The organism is Janthinobacterium sp. 64, from assembly GCF_002813325.1.
Lineage (GTDB): Bacteria > Pseudomonadota > Gammaproteobacteria > Burkholderiales > Burkholderiaceae_D > Janthinobacterium.
Window position 1 is genome coordinate 3,143,628 of the sequence record NZ_PHUG01000001.1, and the last position, 18,160, is coordinate 3,161,787.

General features: G+C 63.3%; 16 protein-coding genes. 3 read left to right on the top strand and 13 right to left on the bottom strand.

From position 1 onward, the window contains the following. Nucleotides 1-4: 4 nt before the first annotated feature. The gene (locus CLU91_RS13870; RefSeq protein ID WP_100874629.1) at nt 5-772 is read right to left on the bottom strand and encodes a gamma-glutamyl-gamma-aminobutyrate hydrolase family protein; all 768 of its coding nucleotides are present in this window, start codon (nt 770-772) and stop codon (nt 5-7) included. A gap of 284 nt (nt 773-1,056) precedes the next feature. On the opposite strand from CLU91_RS13870, the gene CLU91_RS13875 reads away from it, so the two are divergent. Continuing rightward, nucleotides 1,057-2,202: an MFS transporter gene (locus CLU91_RS13875; protein ID WP_100874630.1), complete on the top strand. Its 1,146-nt coding sequence runs from the start codon at nt 1,057-1,059 to the stop codon at nt 2,200-2,202. A gap of 6 nt (nt 2,203-2,208) precedes the next feature. Here the strand turns inward: CLU91_RS13875 and CLU91_RS13880 are convergent, their stop codons facing one another. The 5 genes from CLU91_RS13880 to CLU91_RS13900 form a co-directional block, all read right to left on the bottom strand. Continuing rightward, nucleotides 2,209-2,979: a hypothetical protein gene (locus CLU91_RS13880; protein WP_100874631.1), complete on the bottom strand. Its 771-nt coding sequence runs from the start codon at nt 2,977-2,979 to the stop codon at nt 2,209-2,211. Then, nucleotides 2,976-3,533 (bottom strand): sigma-70 family RNA polymerase sigma factor, encoded by a 558-nt coding sequence (locus tag CLU91_RS13885; protein WP_232730742.1) that lies wholly within the window; start codon nt 3,531-3,533, stop codon nt 2,976-2,978. The genes CLU91_RS13880 and CLU91_RS13885 overlap by 4 nt, the downstream gene beginning before the upstream one ends. A gap of 49 nt (nt 3,534-3,582) precedes the next feature. Beyond that, nucleotides 3,583-5,475 carry a beta-propeller domain-containing protein gene (locus CLU91_RS13890; RefSeq protein ID WP_100874633.1) on the bottom strand — a complete coding sequence of 631 codons (1,893 nt, stop codon included), beginning with the start codon at nt 5,473-5,475 and terminating at the stop codon, nt 3,583-3,585. 97 nt (nt 5,476-5,572) lie between these two features. Then, nucleotides 5,573-6,196 carry a trimeric intracellular cation channel family protein gene (locus CLU91_RS13895; protein WP_035822575.1) on the bottom strand — a complete coding sequence of 208 codons (624 nt, stop codon included), beginning with the start codon at nt 6,194-6,196 and terminating at the stop codon, nt 5,573-5,575. 4 nt (nt 6,197-6,200) lie between these two features. Further along, the gene (locus tag CLU91_RS13900) at nt 6,201-8,636 is read right to left on the bottom strand and encodes a penicillin-binding protein 1A (protein ID WP_100874634.1); all 2,436 of its coding nucleotides are present in this window, start codon (nt 8,634-8,636) and stop codon (nt 6,201-6,203) included. A 137-nt stretch (nt 8,637-8,773) separates the two neighbouring features. Between CLU91_RS13900 and CLU91_RS13905 the strand changes: the two genes are divergently transcribed. Then, on the top strand, nt 8,774-9,667 hold the full coding sequence (locus CLU91_RS13905; protein ID WP_198521473.1) for an HTH-type transcriptional regulator ArgP: 894 nt from the start codon (nt 8,774-8,776) through the stop codon (nt 9,665-9,667). Here CLU91_RS13905 and CLU91_RS13910 read toward each other — a convergent pair whose 3' ends face one another. The 4 genes from CLU91_RS13910 to CLU91_RS13925 form a co-directional block, all read right to left on the bottom strand. Next, nucleotides 9,668-10,540 carry an ABC transporter permease gene (locus CLU91_RS13910; protein WP_100874636.1) on the bottom strand — a complete coding sequence of 291 codons (873 nt, stop codon included), beginning with the start codon at nt 10,538-10,540 and terminating at the stop codon, nt 9,668-9,670. Further along, on the bottom strand, nt 10,537-11,382 hold the full coding sequence (locus CLU91_RS13915) for an ABC transporter ATP-binding protein (protein ID WP_100874637.1): 846 nt from the start codon (nt 11,380-11,382) through the stop codon (nt 10,537-10,539). The genes CLU91_RS13910 and CLU91_RS13915 overlap by 4 nt, the downstream gene beginning before the upstream one ends. A gap of 1 nt (nt 11,383) precedes the next feature. Next, on the bottom strand, nt 11,384-12,340 hold the full coding sequence (locus tag CLU91_RS13920) for an ABC transporter substrate-binding protein (RefSeq protein WP_232730928.1): 957 nt from the start codon (nt 12,338-12,340) through the stop codon (nt 11,384-11,386). A 90-nt stretch (nt 12,341-12,430) separates the two neighbouring features. Then, the gene (locus tag CLU91_RS13925) at nt 12,431-13,315 is read right to left on the bottom strand and encodes a TauD/TfdA dioxygenase family protein (protein ID WP_100874639.1); all 885 of its coding nucleotides are present in this window, start codon (nt 13,313-13,315) and stop codon (nt 12,431-12,433) included. A gap of 211 nt (nt 13,316-13,526) precedes the next feature. On the opposite strand from CLU91_RS13925, the gene CLU91_RS13930 reads away from it, so the two are divergent. Next, entirely contained in the window at nt 13,527-14,012 is a 486-nt protein-coding gene (locus CLU91_RS13930; RefSeq protein WP_100874640.1) for a tetratricopeptide repeat protein, read from the top strand. A 21-nt stretch (nt 14,013-14,033) separates the two neighbouring features. Here CLU91_RS13930 and can read toward each other — a convergent pair whose 3' ends face one another. The 3 genes from can to dnaK form a co-directional block, all read right to left on the bottom strand. Then, entirely contained in the window at nt 14,034-14,705 is a 672-nt protein-coding gene (can, locus tag CLU91_RS13935) for a carbonate dehydratase (RefSeq protein ID WP_100874641.1), read from the bottom strand. A gap of 136 nt (nt 14,706-14,841) precedes the next feature. Continuing rightward, nucleotides 14,842-15,975: a molecular chaperone DnaJ gene (dnaJ, locus tag CLU91_RS13940; RefSeq protein WP_071075292.1), complete on the bottom strand. Its 1,134-nt coding sequence runs from the start codon at nt 15,973-15,975 to the stop codon at nt 14,842-14,844. Nucleotides 15,976-16,135: 160 nt separating this feature from the next. Next, entirely contained in the window at nt 16,136-18,079 is a 1,944-nt protein-coding gene (gene dnaK / locus CLU91_RS13945) for a molecular chaperone DnaK (protein ID WP_100874642.1), read from the bottom strand. Nucleotides 18,080-18,160: the final 81 nt, after the last annotated feature.

Here is an 18,160-nt window from a genome sequence, read left to right on the forward strand (position 1 = left end):
CCTGTCATCCTGTTTTTCTGTGCTGCTGTTCCTGGTAGTCGCGGCACGCCTGGCCAAAGGCACCGAACAGCCGCATCGACTGCGGATTGTCTTCCACCTGCCATTCCGGGTGCCATTGCACGGCCAAGGTAAAACCGGCGGCGCTGGCCACCGTGTACGCTTCCACCAGGCCGTCGTCGGCCAGGGCGTCCACCAGCAAGCCATCGGCCAGCCGGGCGATGCCCTGGCCATGCAGGGAATTGACCATCATCTCGCTCTCGCCGCCCAAGAGGCGCGACAGCAGGCCGTCGGGCATCAGCTTGATGCGGTGCGCTGGCGCGTACTGGCGCGCCAGGGGATCGAGCACGTTCTCGCGGTGGTCCTGCATGCCCGGCACGGCATGCACGGCCTGGTGCAGGCTGCCGCCCAGGGCCACGTTGACTTCCTGGAAGCCGCGGCAAATGGCCAGCAAGGGCAGCTGGCGCGCCAGCGCGGCGCGGATCAGGGGCAAGGTGGTGGCGTCGCGCGCAGGGTCTTGCGGCAGGTCGGGGTGGAGAATTGCTTCGCCATACAGGCGGGCGTCGACGTTCGAGGCGGAACCGGTCAGCATGACGCCATCGGCGACGTTCAGCGCCGCTTCCAGGTCCGCGTCCGCGCCCAGGGCCGGCAGCAGCAGCGGCATGCAGCCGGCGCCGCGCAGCACGGCGTGCAGGTATTTTTCCTGCGCCATGTGCCAGGCGTGGCTGCCGAGCTGGCGCTGGCAGGCGGGAACGAGAACGATGGGACTGCGCATAGAGTGCTACCTCGCTGGCATGACGATCCAATGACAGCGCCATGACAGCGCTGCCGCTCGCTTCACTGTACAGCAGAGCCAGCAGAGGCGGCCACACGGATGGGAATGGCCAGCGGCGGCACACATCGCCTACACTACGGCTTTGCAATATTGCTCTTGATAAAATCATCATATGCCCGTCCGGCGCCAAACACCAGCGCCGCAGGCAAAGTCCCTACCTTTCCCATGCATCCACACCGTTTTCCAGCCTTTTCAAGCCCCTTTTTCACCCTGCGAGGGCAGCCATGAAGCACATGCCATGGCGCGACTTCTTCGCCCTCGTCGTCAGCATCGGCGTGGTCGGCCTGGGTCTGGGCGCCACCATGCCGCTCACCGCCTTGACCCTGCACCAGCGCGGCGTGGGCACGGACATCATCGGCATGATCACGGCCGTCAGCGCGCTCGGCATCCTGGCCGCCTCGCCATTCGTCTCGCGCTGGGTGGGGCGCTTCGGCGCGCGCGCCACCATGCTGGGCGCAGTGTGGGTGGCGTCGCTGGCGACGATCGCCATGCAGTGTACCGATCATCTGCTGGCGTGGAGCGTGCTGCGCTTCCTGTTCGGCGGCGCCATGGGCGTGTTGTTTACCATCGGCGAAGCATGGGTGAACCGGCTGGCGCCCGATAATTCGCGCGGCCGCGTGGTGGCCATGTACACCACCAGTTTTACGTTTTTCCAGCTGATCGGCCCTGCCCTCGTGGCGCTGTTCAACGACAAGATCAGCTGGAGCTTCGCCGCCTGCGGCCTGCTGTTTTTACTGGCCGTGCCGGGATTGATGCTGATCTCGAACAGCGGCCCGGAAAAGGAACCGGAAGAGCATGGCGTGAAGTGGACCCTGATCCTGCCGCGCATGCCGATGATCGTGCTCGGCGCCGCCTTCTTCGCCCTGTTCGATACGCTGGCATTGAGCTTGCTGCCCCTGTACGCGATGGAGCACGGCATCGGCACGGACCTGGCCCTGCTGTCGGCCACCGTGGTGCTGGTGGGCGACACGGGCCTGCAATTCGCACTGGGATGGATGGCCGACCGCTACGGCCGCGCCAGGGTGCACGCGGGCTGCGGCGTGGCCGTCTGCCTGCTGCTGCCGCTGCTGCCGTTTGCCGTCGGCACGCCGTGGCTGTGGTGGACCTTGCTGCTGTTGCTGGGCGCGGCGGCGGGCGGCATCTACATGCTGGCGCTGGTGGCCTGCGGCGAACGGTTTACGGGCCTGTCGCTGACCAGCGCCAGCGCCATCGTCAACGCCACCTGGGGCGTCACCAGCGGCGGCGGTCCCCTGTTGACGGGTGTCCTGATGCAATCGGTAGGCGTGAACGCCCTGCCAGCCGTGATGTGGGTGTGCTGCGCCATTTTCGTCGGCAGCGCCGTGTGGGAACGCAGGAAGGGGATCGTCTAGCGTTTTTTACTTACTCTCCAGCCGCTGCCGCAGTTCCTCGGCCACCGGATAATCGGGATACGCCTGCCGGAACGCCGTCCACTCCTCCTGCGCCAGCGTGCCTTCACCTGCCTTGAGCAGGGCGTCGATCTTCACCAGCCACACGCCAGCGTCGAGCCTGGCCGGTGGTGGCAGCGGCGCGGGCATGGCCAGCGCCCGCTGTGCCGGCGCCTGGCGCTGCAGGCTGGACTCGGCCTGTAGCACCGTTTTCTGCTCCATCGCCTCCCGCATTGCCGGGGGCGGTGGCGGGGCCGGTGGCGCCGGCGCGGATACTGACACGGGTGCTGGCGCCGGCTCGGCTTGCGCCGGCGGCCTCGGTGCCGCCTTGGCCATGGCGCGCGGTGCTGGCGCAGCTGCGGTCGATTCGGCAGCCTGCGGCACTGGCGCCGCTGCCGGCATCACCTCCTGCGTAACCGGTTCCCCCACCACAGGAAATTGCGCCGGCTTCGAGCCGAACCAGTCCACGCCGATCAGGTTCACCGTCAGCAGCACGGCGGCGGCCAGCCCCAGCGGAACGCGCCAGCGCTGCAGGTAGTCGGGCGATTTTTTGGCAGGCAGGGTGCGCAGAACGCCATCGGCGCTGTCGTTCGCAGCAATGGGTTTTGCCAATGCTTTTTCCGCGTCCGCCAGAATAGCCGCATCGAGCGCGCTGGAAGGCGCGGGCTGCGGCAGACTGGCCAGCAGTGCCTTCAATTCCTCGTCATGCAATTCGTCGTTATCTTGATCGTGCGTATTCATGCCTGTCCTCCCGCGCTGTCCAAGCCCGCGCGCAATTTCTGCATGGCGTAGCGCAGCCGGCTCTTGACGGTTTCCGCTTCCGCCCCCGTCACCACGGCGATCTCCTGGATGCTCATGCCGCTGAACTGCTGCAGCACCAGCGCTTCCTTCTGCTCCACCGGCAGCGCGGCGATGGCCGCATGCAGCAGCGCATGCTGCTGTTTCTGTTCCAGCGATTGCGGCGGCGATGCGCCCTCGTCCGCCAGTTCGCCCACGTCGTCGTGTTCCTGAACATCGCGCTGGCGCAGCAGGTCGATCAGGCGGTTGCGCGCGATCTGGTACAGATAGGTGCGGAATGCCGCTTGCGGCTGGTAGCCCATGCGCGCCGCGTGCAGGCTGGCCCACGCATCCTGCACGATCTCGTCAACCCACGCGCGGCGCGGCGAACGCCATGCCACGAAGCGGTACAGGCCCTGGCTATGGCGCCGGTACAATTCGCGAAACGACGGCAGGTCGCCGGCGCTGTAGCGCAGCATCAGCTCTTCATCCGTGGCAGTGAGTAATGTGTCGGGCATGCGAAGCAGTGTAGCCGAACTGCGCGGCAGCGACAATTCCCATGCTCCTTCAGCGTACAGTGGACGTAATGGGCGCATAGCTGATGCGGCGCACTTCGCGGATCTGTCCATCCCTGAGCGCCCCTTCCACCACTTCATAGCCGAGCAGGGCGAAGACGCGGCCCAGCAGGAACAATGGCCGCGCATTGCCATACCAGTCCACGCACGATGCGCGGCAGCCATCGTCCGCCGCTGATAATTGGACCGGCCGCGCGGCCAGCGCACCGAGCTCCGTCAATGTCAAACCATTGTTACGCAAGTAGAGCACGGAGGCGGCGGACTTGTTGAGGCCAGGCCGTTCGTCCGCGCCCAGGATGGGCAGGCCGATCACGCCCTCGCTGGCCGTGTGCGGCTTGTAGAAAAAGCCGTGGCTGCGCGACTCGCCCTGCGCCGCATCGGCGCGGATGTAGCGCGTGGCAATCGCCGCCTGCGCCCCCAGGCCGATGGTGCTGAAGTGCAGATCCTTGCCCTGCGCACCGATCACCACGGCGTCATTGCCCAGCGCTTCGATGCGCTCGACGCCATGCGGCAGGGACAAAGCTTGCACGCTGCCCGCATCGGCCCAGCGCACGGCATACAGGGGCTGGCGCGGCCAGGCCTGATCCGCCTGACGGCGTCCTGCATTGCCGGGATGGCCGTACAACAGATACGCGCCCACATAGCGATTCTGCAAGCCGTAGCCGCCGCCACCTGGCAGCGCCTTGTAGCTGCTGGCGGGCGCGCTATCGCGGCCATCGGAAAACGAGGCCAATGGCACGCGCAGCAAGGCCATGTCGCCGCGCCCGCGCGCGCCGTCCCACATGGCGTCGCCCTGGCCTTCGGCGCGCAGCAGCACGTTCAGGTGGCCATCGCCACTTTCCAGGAACGAGAACTGGTCGACGGGTGCGCCCGCCACTTTCAATGCGCTGGGCGCACTGCCATCGAGGGGAATGCGGAACACGCCCGAGTCGCGGCCGCGGCGCGTGGTCCACACGAAAACGGATTCGCCCGACACATAAAACACGCGCCCCTGCGGCCCCATCACGGCCGTCGCTTCGCAGCGCATGTCGCGCTGCGCCAGGTCGCACACGGTGACCGTGTGCAGGGTCAGGCCGAAGCCCGTTTCCGGTTCTTCATCGGTGCGGTAGATGCGCGTGGCCGGAGCGATGCGCTTGAAGTCGGACGGCACGGCGTCGGGGCGCCAGCGGCGCAGCGCGGGAAAGCTGCCGAACGGATCGCCGCGGCGCAGGTTCAGCGACAGGGGCGAGTAGAACACCAGTTTGCTGCCGACCAGGCGGCTCGCGTAATTACGCGAGGAATAATAATCGTTGGAGCGCAAATGATAGGTGGAGCGGTAGGCCAGCTTGCCGTCGGCGTTGATGTCGAACAGGCCGATCTCCGTGCCGCCGCGGCTGTAGCTGTAGCCGATCACCACCACCGTGTCGCCGTCGATCAGCATCTCGTCATACCAGCTGCCCGACGGGTCGCTGCCCGGTGCGAATGCGTCGAGCGAGGACACGGGCTGCAAGGCATTGCCACCCACCTGCACGGTGAACAGCTTGCCGCGCCGGAGCATCACCAGGTGCTTGCCATGCAGCTTGACGATGCCGCCTTCGTCCACGCCCGCCGTCTGCACATTGGTGACGGATTCCGCCGCTTCTGCCGATGCTGCCGGCGCGGATTTCGCCATCATCGGCGCGGGCGGGGCAGGCGGCGCCGACATGGACTGCGCCGTGGCGCGCTGCAGTTTCTGCTGCTCCTTCTGCAGTGCCGCCTGGCGCGCCTGCAACTGCTGCAGGTAGCTGCTCAAGGCTTGCTCGCTGGCGAACGGCGCCAGGGTTTTCCTGGGCGCCGTGTCGGCGGCGTGGCTGCCTGCCGACAGCAGCAGGGACAGTATCAATGTGATCTTGAGGGCGCTGGACATCGCTTCTTCTCCGGTTGGCTGGGGTGTCCAACATGAAACGCGGCAGCGCAGAAAAAGGGGTTAAACGCGCGTAAAAATATTCACGCAGCGTTTTACCTTATTCAAAACCCCGTATGCGGTCGCCATTGAAATTCGGCAGGCGCCATTCAAAATGCAGGGCCAGGAAGCGGAACAGGAAGCCGGCGCCGATGGATGCCAGCTGCGCCACCGAGCTGTCGACCTTGAAGTGCAGCAGGCCCACGTACAGGGCGCCCGTGAACAGGGCCACGGTGGCATACACTTCGCGCTGCAGCACGAGGGGAATCTGGTTGCACAGGATATCGCGCAGCAGGCCGCCGAAGACGCCCGTGATCATCCCTGCCAGCACGACGATGGCCGGATGCATCTTGGCCGACATGGCGATGTCGCAGCCGATCACGCAAAACGCCACCAGGCCCAGGCCGTCGACCAGCAAAAAGATGGCGCGCAAATGGTGCAAATAGCGCGCAACAAAGGCCGTGACGATGGCCGCGCCAATGGTAAACAGCAGGTATTCGGGATGCGCGATCCAGCCCAGCGGATAGTGCCCCAGCAGCACGTCGCGCACGGTGCCGCCGCCGAGCGCCGTGACGGTGCCGATCATGCAGATGCCGAACAAGTCCATGCCGCGCCGCATGCCCATGATGGCGCCGGACATCGCTTCGGCGACGATCGCCACCAGATAAATCGTATATAACAGCATGGTCTTACTCTTCCGAAAATGATTTGAGAATTTGTTCGCGTTCGCGCGCTTCGCTCAGGGTGCGCGCTTCATTCGTGCCCGTGCCGGAGCCGGAGCCGCCATCGCCAGCGTCACCGCGCGCCATGCGCGTATCCGCGCCGACGCTGCCGCAGCCGACGCTGCTGTGGATAAAGGCAAAGTTATCCTTCAGGCAGTCGCCGGCCAGGTATTCGGCATACACGTAATCGCCGTCGAGCAGGGCCAGGCCAGGCGGCTCGGCCAATACCTGTTCGCGGCGGCCCTGCACGGCCACCTGCATGTAGTCGCGCCAGACGGGCAGCGCCAACGTCCCCCCGGTGGCGTTGCCCAGGCTCTTGGGCTGGTCGTAGCCAAGCCACACGACGGAGACGAGCCCCGAGGAATAGCCGGCGAACCAGGCGTCGTAGGCGTTGTTCGACGTGCCCGTCTTGCCGGCCGCGTCGCCGCGTCCCAGCGCCAGCGCGCCGCGGCCCGTGCCGCTCTTGACGACGTCGCGCAGCATGCTGTCCATGACGTAGGCATTGCGCGTGGAGATCACTTGCGTGCCCGGTGCCGGCGCGTCCTTGGCACGTGGCGCCGCATCGCTGAACAGCACTTCTCCGCTGCGGCTGCGCACTTGCTTGATCAGTTTTGGCGGCATCTGCATGCCGCCATTGGCGAACACCGCATACGATTGCGCCAGCTGCAGCGGCGTGGCGCCGCCCGCGCCCAGCGCCAGCGGCAGGGAGACGGGATTGCGCGCGCCCTCGAAACCGAAGCGCGTGGCGTAGTGCTGCACGTAGCCGGGACCGGCCGCCTGCATCAGGCTCACGGCCACGAGGTTTTTCGAGCGCACGAGGCCGCGCCGCACGCTGATGAAGCCTTCATAGTTATTGCCGTAATTGCGCGGACGCCATGGCCGCGCGCCCGTTTCCTGCGGCAGCAGCAAACGCTGCGTGTCATCGACGGCCGTGCCGGGAAAATAGCCCTTTTCCAGCGCCGCCGAATACACGAAGGGCTTGAAGCTGGAGCCGGGCTGGCGGTAGGCCTGCATGGCGTGGTTGTAGTGGTTGCGGTAGAAATCGAAGCCGCCCGCCATGGCGACGATTTCGCCGCTGTGCGCCTCGACGGAAATGAGCGCGCCTTCCATCTCGGGCAGCTGGCTCACCAGCCAGCCCTTCTTGGCCGCGTCGTGCACTACGCGAATGACGCTGCCCGCGACGATGGCGCGTTTGCCATCCCAGGCCAGCTTGCCGCCCAGGCGTGCTTCCGAGGCGGTGACCACGATCTCGTCTCCATTGCGCAGCTGCGCCGTCACCTGGCGCTTGGCCGAAGTCTCGACCTTGCGCACGAGCGCGGCGCGCAAATCTCCGCTGTCCGGATAGGCGGCCAGCTGGCGCGCCACGCTGTCTGCGGAGGGGGCCAGACGCGCTTCCGGGCCACGGTAGCCGCGCCGCGCCTGCGCGTTCAACAGCCCATCGCGCAGCGACTTATCGGCCGCGATTTGCGGCGCCATGCGGATGGTCGTCGTCACGTCCAGGCCCATGCTGTAGGCGCCTTCGGGATAGCTTTGCAAGATCAGCTGGCGCGCTTCCTCGACCGCATACGCAGCCGCGTGCACGGAGCTGTTGCGGTCCTTGTTCAGGGCCAGTTTTTCCGCCACCGCCGCATCGTATTCCACTGGCGTGATGTAGCCCAGTTCGCGCATGCGCTGCAGGATGTAATGCTGGCGCACGGTGGCGCGCTGGGGATTGGCGACGGGGTTGTAGGCCGACGGCGCTTTCGGCAAGCCGGCCAGCATGGCCGCTTCGGCGATGCTGACTTCCGCCAGCGGTTTGTCGAAATAGATGTTCGAGGCGGCGGAAAAGCCGTAGGAGCGCTCGCCCAGGTAAATCTGGTTCATATACAGTTCCAGCAGCTTGTCCTTGCCGTAGTGCTGTTCCAGCTTGTAGGCGAGCAGCATCTCCGTCAGCTTGCGCTGCACGGTCTTTTCGCGCGACAGGAAAAAGTCGCGCGCCACCTGCATGGTGATGGTGCTGGCGCCCTGCGCGTGGTGGCCCGTGACGACGTTGGCCAGGGTAGCGCGCGTCAAGCCATAGAAGTCGACGGCGCCGTGTTCATAAAAGCGCGCATCCTCGATGGCCAGCAAAGCCTGGCGCATGCGCAGCGGGATGTCTTTCAAGGGCAGGAACTCGCGGCGCTCTTCGCCGTATTCGGCCAGCAGTTCGCCTTCGCTGGAAAAAATACGCAGCGGCAGCGCGGGCTTGTACTGGGCCAGGTGTTCGACGGCCGGCAAATCCTGCCATGCCTGGCGCAGCCACCAGCCGCCCGCCAGGGCTGCAGACAAGCCCAGGCCCAGGGTCAATCCCAGGCCGAATTTCAGATTGCGCGCCAGCTTCGACTGGGGCTTGCGGGTGCTGCTGTCGTTCGCTTGTGCTTCCATGGTGGTATTCCTTGCTGCCAGGAGGCCGCGCGCTGGCGCATGGCACTCCATCAAAGAGGCATTGTGCACCGCAACACACCCATCCTTATCAAAAGTAAGTATTATTTAGTATTGATAAATTTTTCTTATGCAAGGCAATCACCATGGATCTCAACCCCAAGCACACGGAAGCGTTTCGCGCCGTCGTCGAAACGGGCAGCTTCGAGCAGGCGGCGCTGCGGCTGCACCTGACGTCGCCGGCCATTTCCCAGCGGGTGCGGGCGCTGGAAAGCCAGCTGGGCAATGCGCTGATCGTGCGCAGCCGTCCCGCGCGCGCCACGCGCATGGGCCAGCGGCTGATGCAGTACCTGAAACGGGCCAAGCTACTGGAAGCGGACTTGCAGGCGGAACTGGCGGTGCAGCAGGATGCCCCGCTGACGCTGGTGCTGGCGCTGAACGCGGACTCGATGGGCACGTGGTTCTTCCCGGCCCTGTCGGAAGTGCTGATACGCGAAAGAGTGCTGCTGGACCTGACCGTGGAAGACCAGGACCACACGTATACCTTGCTGGAGACGGGCATGGCGATCGGCTGCATCAGCACGGAGGCCAAACCCATGCGCGGCTGCACGGCCGAGCCGCTGGGCGTGATGCGCTACTGGCTGGTGGCCACGCCCGCGTTCCGCCAGCAGTGGTTTGCGCACGGGCTGACGCGCAAGGCGGCGCGCACGGCGCCCGTCGTCGCCTACACGCGCAAGGACACCCTGCAATCGTCGTTCCTGCAGGACGCGCTGGGGCTGCCCGAAGGGGCCTACCCCTGCCATTACGTGCCGGGCGCCACCTCGCACTTCAACGCCATCCGCTACGGCCTCGGCTACGGCATGGTGCCCGAGTTGCTGCTGAAGGCGAACACGGATGGCGAGCTGGTGGAAATGCTCACGCCCAAGACCCCGGCCGACGTGGCCCTGTACTGGCACACGTGGAAGGTGCAGTCGCCGCGCATGGAGCAGCTGTCGCGGCAAATCATCGCGGCGGCGCGCAGCATGCTGAAATAGTTATCGTTGCATGCCCCAGCGTTTCAAGGTGACGCGTTCCAGAGTGCGAAAGCCGATGTTTTCCACGATTAAACCGATGACGATGACGGCCGCCAGGCCGGCAAACACCTTGTCCGTGTACAGCTCGTTGCGGTTCTGGAAGATGTACCAGCCCAGGCCGCCCTGCCCCGAGGTGGTGCCGAACACCAGCTCGGCCGCGATCAGGGTGCGCCAGGCGAATGCCCAGCCTATCTTCAAGCCCGAAACGATGGAGGGCAAGGCGCCCGGCACGAGAATGTGCAGCACCAGGCGCAAGCCGTTCAGCCCATAGTTGCGGCCCGCCATGCGCAGGGTCTCGGGCACGCCCTGGAAGCCCGCATACGTGTTCAGGGCCAGCGGCCACATCACGGAATGGACGATGACGAAGATCAGGCTGGCGCGTCCCAGGCCGAACCACAGCAGGGCCAGCGGCAGCAAGGCGATGGCCGGCAAGGGATTCAACATGGCCGTCAGGGTTTCCAGCAGGTCGCGCCCGATGCGGCTCGACACGGCCAGCAAAGTCAGCACGAAGGCGGCCAGCACGCCCACCGCATAGCCCTGCAGCAAGACGACGAGGGAGGCGGCCGTGCGCGTGAGCAATTCACCGCTGGCGATGCCGCCGATAAACGCCTGCGCCGTTTGCAAAAAACTGGGCAAGAGCAAATCGTTGTTTGTCCAGCGCGCCGCGCCTTCCCACAGCAGGGCCAGGCTGAGCAAGATGAAAGCCTTGCGCCACAGCGCGTGCTGGCTCACACGCTGCCAGCGCGACAGCGGCTGCTCGACGGTGACGCCAGCCGGCGGCGGCGCCGCATAGACGAATTCCTGGCGGATCGGCGGCTCCAGCAGCGCGCTCATACGGCCTCCCGGTGGGCACGCTCTGCTTGCGGGACGGGAGCGACTTCCTCATCGAACAGCAGGCCGTGGATGCGGCTGCTGGCAGCCTGGAATTCCGCGCTGCCCGCGCTGTGCAAGCCGAACTGATGGCTGTTGAGTTCGGCTCGCACGCGCCCCGGATGGGGCGACAGCAGCAAGATGCGGTTGCCCACGACCAGCGCTTCCTCGATCGAATGCGTGACGAAGACGAGGGTAAAGCGCAGCTCTTCCCACAATCGGCTCAGTTCTTCCTGCATCTTGCGCCGCGTCAAGGCATCAAGGGCGGCAAACGGCTCGTCCATCAGCAACACTTCCGGCTGCATGGCCAGCGCGCGGGCGATGGCCACCCGCTGCTTCATACCGCCCGACAAGGTATGCGGATGGGCATCTTCAAAGCCAGCCAGGCCCACCTTGGCGATCCAGTGATGGGCGCGCTCGCGGGCCGCCTGCTTGTCCAGGCGCTTGCTGGCAAGTAAAGGGAACATGACGTTTTCCAGCACGGTCTTCCATGGCGGCAACTGGTCGAATTCCTGGAACACGACGACACGGTCCGGCCCCGGTTGATGAATGGGCTGGCCCTGCATGGCGATGCTGCCCGCGCGCGGCGCGATGAAACCGGCCACGGCTTTCAGCAAGGACGACTTGCCGCAGCCCGATGGCCCCAGCAGCACGAAACGGTCGCCGCGAAAGACGTCGAAACTGACATCATGCGTGGCGCGCACGGTGCGCTGCTCGGTGCGGTATTCCAGGCTGACATGTTTGACGCTGAGCAAGGGCTGTAGCGCAACGGGAGGACGGACCAGATGAAAAGCGGGGGCGTTCATGTCAGCCTCCTTGTGTGATGGCAGGGTCGTCAAAGAAATAATCGCGCCAGCTGCCGGGCAAGTTGCGGATGGCGCTTACACGGTGCAGGAATTGCGCCAGGCCATAGGTGTTTTGCGGCGCGATCTTGAATTGCACTTGTGGATTGGCAAAGATTTTCAGCAGCAGATTGCGGTCCACCTTGCTTTTATTCACCTTGATGTAGATGTCGGCCGCACCTTGCGGGTTGCTGCTCGCATACTGCGCCGCTTCGGCCAGCGCGGCGATGAAGGCGCGATACGTCTTGGGATTGTCCTTGCGGTATTTTTCTGTCGCATACAGCAAGGTCGACGAGCTGGGCCCGCCTTGCACGTCATACGAGTTCAGGATGATGTGGGCATTCGGATTTTGCGCCAGTTCCTGCTCCTGGAACGGCGAATTGCCGAAGTGACCTGTCAACTCCGTGCCGCCGGCGATGATGGCGGCGGCCGCGTCCGGATGCGGCAGGGTTTGCGTGATTTTATCGAGCCGGGCAAATTCCTTGTCGCCCCACTGTTTCGCCACGGCCATTTGCAATATCCTTGCCTGGACGGAGACGGAGACGGCAGGCAAGGCGATGCGGTCCTTGTCCGTCAAGTCCGCCAGGGTTTTCACCTTGGGATTGTTGCTGACCAAATAGTAGGGAAAGTTGCCCAGCGACGCCACGCCGCGCACATTCTGCCGGCCTTTGGTGCGGTCCCATATCGTCAGCAGCGGCCCCAGCCCGGCCCCCGCGATATCGATATTGCCCGACAACAAAGCATCATTGATGGCCGGGCCGCCGGACAGGGTGATCCACTCGACTTTCACGTCGACGCCCTGCTGCTTGCCATGCTTTTCGATCAGCTTCTGTTCCTGCGCGATATTGAGCAGCAAGAAGGTGATGCCATGCTGGCCCGCGATGCGGATCTGCCCTTCGGCCCGGGCCATGGGCATGGCCATGCACAACACGGTGATGGTAGCGAGCAGGCGGCGGGTAAAGGTCAGGATCGGCAACATGGACACTCCTTGGGTCAACTACGGTCAAAAAAATCAGTACGGCGCATCGCCTTCAATCGTGGTGCGATACAGTTTGCGGCGCTGCTCGGGCGGGCAACCGGTCGCCAGGTGCATCAGGGAACGGTTGTCCCAGAACACCAGGTCGTGCGGTTGCCAGCGGTGCACGTACAGGTGCTCGGGGCGCACGCTGTGGGCAAACAGTTCCTCGAGCAGGGCGAGGCTTTCATCGTCGGGCAAGCCGACGATGCGCGTGGTGAAGTGTTCGCTGACGAACAGGGCGCGGCGTCCCGTTTCCGGATGCACGCGCACGACGGGATGGGTAACGGGTTGGACTTCATCGATCTGCGCCTGCGTCAGCGCGGGCCGCCATGGGTTGCGGCGGCGCAATTCCTCGTACTGGCTCAGGTAGCTGTGCTCGGCACGGGCGCCGCGCACGGCGTGGCGCAGCGCGGCCGGCAAGCTTTCCCAGGCCAGGTGCATGTTCGCAAACACGGTATCGCCGCCCTCGTCCGGCAACTCTTGCGCGTGCAACATGGAACCGAGGCTGGGCACTTCCTTGTACGACAAATCGGAATGCCAGAAATGGCCCGCGTCACCCAGGCCGATGGGCTGGCCGTTTTCAACGATGTTCGAGATGATCAGCACTTCCGGCTGCGTTGGCAGCTGGAACTGGCGCAGCACGTGGATTTGCAGTGGGCCGAAGCGGCGGCTGAAATCGACCTGCTGCTGCGGCGTGATGCGCTGGTCGCGGAACACCAGCACATGATGGTCGAGGTGGGCGTGGTGCAGGCGCTGGAAGTCGCCCAGCGACAGCGGCTGCGCCAGGTCCAGCCCCAGCACTTGCGCGCCGAGCGGCGCATCGAACGTCTCGATACGGAAATGGCTGGTGGAGTACTTGGGTTTCAGGACGGCCGACATGGGAGTTCGCCAAAAGTCTGGGGAAGTCCACTGTATGCCGGCCAGCCTTGCTTGCAAACGAAGCATTTACTATATGGATATGCGCGGCGCGTTGCGCCACGCTGCAACAGGCACTGTCACGCAATGGTGCAACAGCAGGGACTTTGCCCGGGAATGGGGTGAGCATGCAACTTGCTTACCTACCAATTCTCAACCATAGACCAGGATAGCCATGCCCACCTACGCCCTGCTGCTCGCCTTGCTGTTCCCTGCTTTCGCCCACGCGCAGGATAGCGAGGGTGAAAGCGATCTCAGCTACAAAGCCTATGTGCACAGCGACAAGCGCATCAAGTGTTTGTACGGCTATGCGGCCGACAAGACGGGCGACCATGTGGCCGCCGTCGCCATCTTTGAAGATTGCATCCGGCGCTGGAACGATGTGTATTCGATGATTTGGCTGGCCCAGTTGTATGAAACGGGCATCGGCGTACCGAAGGACTTGCAACAGGCGACGGCGCTGATGCGGCGCGGCGCGCATACGAACGATGAAGCGGCCTATGCGCGGCTGGCGCGCTATCACTATGGCGTGGCGCTGGCCGAAGGCCGGGGTACGCCGCAGGATATTGCCCAGGCCAAGACCTGGCTGCGCCGGGCGGCGCAAGAAGGTGTGCCGGAGGCGGCCGAGTATCTGGGCCGCCTGGAGGGCGCGGCACCTTAGCGCCGCGCCAGCATTGCTTGCTTACGCCGTTGCTTCGTAGCGGGCCAGGCGCGCCGCCATGCGCGGCGCCAGTTCGTGGCCAGCCGTGACGGTCACTTCCAGGTCGTTCAGCAAGCCATCCTTCAAGCCATAGACCCAGCCGTGCACGCTGAGTTCCTGGCCCCGTTCCCACGCATCTTGCACGACGGTGGTCTGGCATACGTTCAAGACTTGTTCCACCACGTTCAGTTCGCACAGGCGGTCGCCGCGCTGGCGGCTCGTCAGCACGTCGCCCAGATAGCGTTCGTGTTTCTGGCCCACGTCCTGCACGTGGCGCAGCCAGTTGTCGACCAGGCCGATGCGCGTGCCCGTCATGGCAGCGTGCACGCCCTTGCAGCCGTAATGGCCGACGATGATGACGTGTTTGACTTTCAGCACGTCCACGGCAAATTGCAGGACGGACAGGCAATTGAGGTCGGAATGCACGACCACATTGGCAATGTTCCGGTGCACAAACACGTCGCCAGGCGCCATGCCCAGCAGTTCGTTGGCGGGCACGCGGCTGTCGGAGCAGCCGATCCACAGGTATTCGGGCGACGTTTGCGCTTCCAGATTCTTGAAGAAGTTCGGGTCTTTCGCCACCATCGAGTCGGCCCAGCGGCGGTTACGCTGCAGCAGTTCCGCCAGGGCCATGCCATTTTTCGGTTCGGTCATATCGCTCCCATTGTGTACGTACGACTGCATTGGCGGCAGATCGCGCCCATAGGCCGGCGATGTGCGCACATTGTTCAGTCGTGATGAAAAAAACGCCGGGATGTTGAAGCATCCCGGCGCATGGTATTACGTGTGCTTATTCAAAAAAGTCCTTGACCTTGTCTTTCCAGGTCTTGCTTTGCGGACTGTGCTTGGCACCGCCCTCGGTGGTCGACTTTTCAAAGTCGCGCAGCAGGTCTTTCTGTTTTTCCGTCAGTTTCACGGGCGTTTCGATCGCCACGTGGCAGAACAGGTCGCCCGCGTAACCGGAGCGCACGCCTTTGATGCCCTTGCCTTTCAGCCGGAAGGTCTTGCCCGACTGGGTGCCTTCCGGGATCGTGAACGACACTTTGCCGTTCAGGGTAGGCACTTCGATTTCGCCGCCCAATGCCGCCTTGGTGAACGAGATCGGCATTTCGCAATGCAGGTCGTCGCCTTCGCGCTGGAATACGGCGTGCGGCTTGATGTGGATTTCCACATACAGGTCGCCCGACGGACCGCCATTCGTGCCCGGTTCGCCGTTGCCGGACGAACGGATACGCATGCCGTTGTCGATGCCGACTGGAATCTTCACTTCCAGCGTCTTGTTGCGCTTGATGCGTCCGGCGCCGCCGCACGGCGTGCAGGGGTCGGTGATGACCTTGCCGCTGCCATGGCATTTCGGGCAGGTTTGCTGGATGCTGAAGAAACCTTGCTGCATGCGCACCTGGCCGTGGCCACCGCAAGTACCGCAGGTGGTCGGCGACGTGCCCGGCTTGGCGCCGCTGCCGTGGCAAGTGTCGCACTTGTCCCAGCTCGGCACGCGGATGGTCGTGTCGAAGCCGTGTGCAGCTTGCTCCAGTGTAATTTCCAGGTTGTAGCGCAAGTCGGCGCCACGGTACACCTGTGGCCCCGCATTGCGGCTGCGTCCACCGCCACCGCCAAAGATGTCGCCGAAGATATCGCCGAAGCTGTCGGCAAAGCCGCCAGCACCGCCGCCGAAGCCGCCACCGCCGCCCATGTTCGGGTCCACGCCAGCGTGACCATAACGGTCATACGCTTCGCGCTTTTCCGGATTGGTCAGCATTTCGTAGGCTTCTTTGACTTCCTTAAACTTTTCTTCCGATTCTTTGCTATCCGGATTGCGGTCCGGATGGTATTTCATCGCCAGTTTACGGTAAGACTTTTTGATCTCTTCTTCCGAAGCATTTTTTGCGACACCGAGTGTCTCGTAAAAATCACGCTTTGCCATGTTGTCGGCACCTTGCAGTCTATCTACTGATGTAAAAATTACACGAAAAAGCCGAGTCGAGTGCTGCGCTAGGCAGCGACTCGGCTCGGCCGGTCTTCGCGGCTAATCCCGCGATGTAGCGTTCAGCCCGGCTGCCCCCAGTGCATGGGAGCGCAAGACATTACTTGCTGTCTTTGACTTCTTTGAAGTCAGCGTCAACAACATCGTCTTGCTTGGCGCCTGCGTCCGATGCGCCAGCGGCTTGCTGTGCACCTTCCGCGCCGCCGGCAGCTTGCTGCGCTTGCATGTCGGCATACATTTTCTCGCCCAGTTTCTGCGATGCGCTCGACAGTGCTTCCACCTTGGCGTCGATCTCAGCCTTGTCGCCCGCCTTGATGCTCGCTTCCAGGTCGGTGATCGCCGCTTCGATCTTCTCTTTCTCGCCCGCGTCCAGCTTGTCGCCGTATTCGGTCAAGGATTTCCGGGTCGAGTGTACCAGAGCATCGGCCTGGTTGCGCGACTCGGCCAATTCTTTGACCTTCTTGTCTTCTTCCGCGTTCAGCTCGGCATCCTTGACCATCTTCTGGATTTCAGCTTCGGTCAAGCCGGAATTGGCCTTGATCGTGATCTTGTTTTCCTTGCCGGTGGCCTTGTCTTTCGCGCCGACATGCAAGATGCCGTTGGCATCGATGTCGAAGGTCACTTCGATCTGCGGCGTGCCACGCGATGCTGGCGGGATGCCTTCCAGATTGAATTCGCCCAGACCCTTGTTGCCGGCGGCGATTTCGCGCTCACCCTGGAAGACCTTGATGGTCACCGCAGGCTGGTTGTCGTCGGCCGTCGAGAACACCTGGCTGAACTTGGTCGGAATCGTCGTGTTTTTGTGGATCATCTTGGTCATCACGCCGCCCAGGGTTTCGATACCCAGGGACAGAGGGGTGACGTCCAGCAACAGCAAATCCTTGCGTTCGCCCGACAGGACCGAACCTTGAATCGCTGCGCCCACGGCGACGGCTTCGTCCGGGTTCACGTCCTTGCGTGGATCCTTGCCGAAGAATTCCTTCACTTTTTCCTGCACCTTCGGCATACGCGTCATACCGCCGACCAGGATGATGTCATCGATGTCCGACACTTTCACGCCTGCATCTTTGATAGCGGTGCGGCATGGTTCCATCGTGGCCGTGATCAGCTCTTCCACCAGGGACTCCAGCTTGGCGCGGGTCATCTTCAGGTTCAAGTGGACCGGTGCGCCGTTCGCCATGGCGATGTACGGCTCGTTGATCTCCGTTTGCTGCGACGACGACAATTCGATCTTCGCGCGCTCGGCCGAAGCCTTGATGCGCTGCAGGGCGATCGGATCTTTTTTCAGGTCGATGCCGTTGATCTTCTTGAACTCGTCGATGATGTAATCGATGATGCGCTGGTCGAAGTCTTCGCCGCCCAGGAAGGTGTCGCCGTTGGTCGACAGCACTTCAAATTGTTTCTCGCCATCAACATCCGCGATTTCGATGATCGACACGTCGAACGTACCGCCACCCAAGTCATACACGGCGATTTTACGGTCGCCTTTTTCGGTCTTGTCCAGGCCGAACGCCAGCGCTGCCGCGGTTGGCTCGTTGATGATGCGCTTGACGTCCAGGCCAGCGATACGGCCGGCATCCTTGGTGGCTTGACGCTGCGAGTCGTTGAAGTACGCAGGCACGGTGATGACGGCTTCGGTAACTTCTTCACCGAGGTAGTCTTCTGCCGTTTTCTTCATCTTGCGCAGCACTTCAGCCGAAATTTGCGGCGGTGCCAGTTTTTTGTCGCGCACGCCGATCCATGCATCGCCGTTGTCGGCTTTCATGATTTGGTACGGCATCAGCGCGATGTCTTTTTGAACTTCTTTTTCGTCGAACTTGCGACCGATCAGACGCTTGACTGCGTACAGCGTGTTTTTCGGATTGGTCACGGCCTGGCGTTTCGCCGGCGCGCCAACGAGAATTTCGCCATCTTCTTGATAAGCAATAATCGACGGCGTCGTGCGTGCGCCTTCAGCGTTTTCGATTACCTTTGGTTGACCGTTTTCCATGATGGAAACGCAGGAATTCGTGGTTCCCAGATCGATACCGATAATTCTACCCATGATTTTTTTCCTTTTATTTGCTAGATTTCAGATGGTTCTTATATGTGGCAAAGCGGCATGGTTTCAAGGCTTGCTTGATGC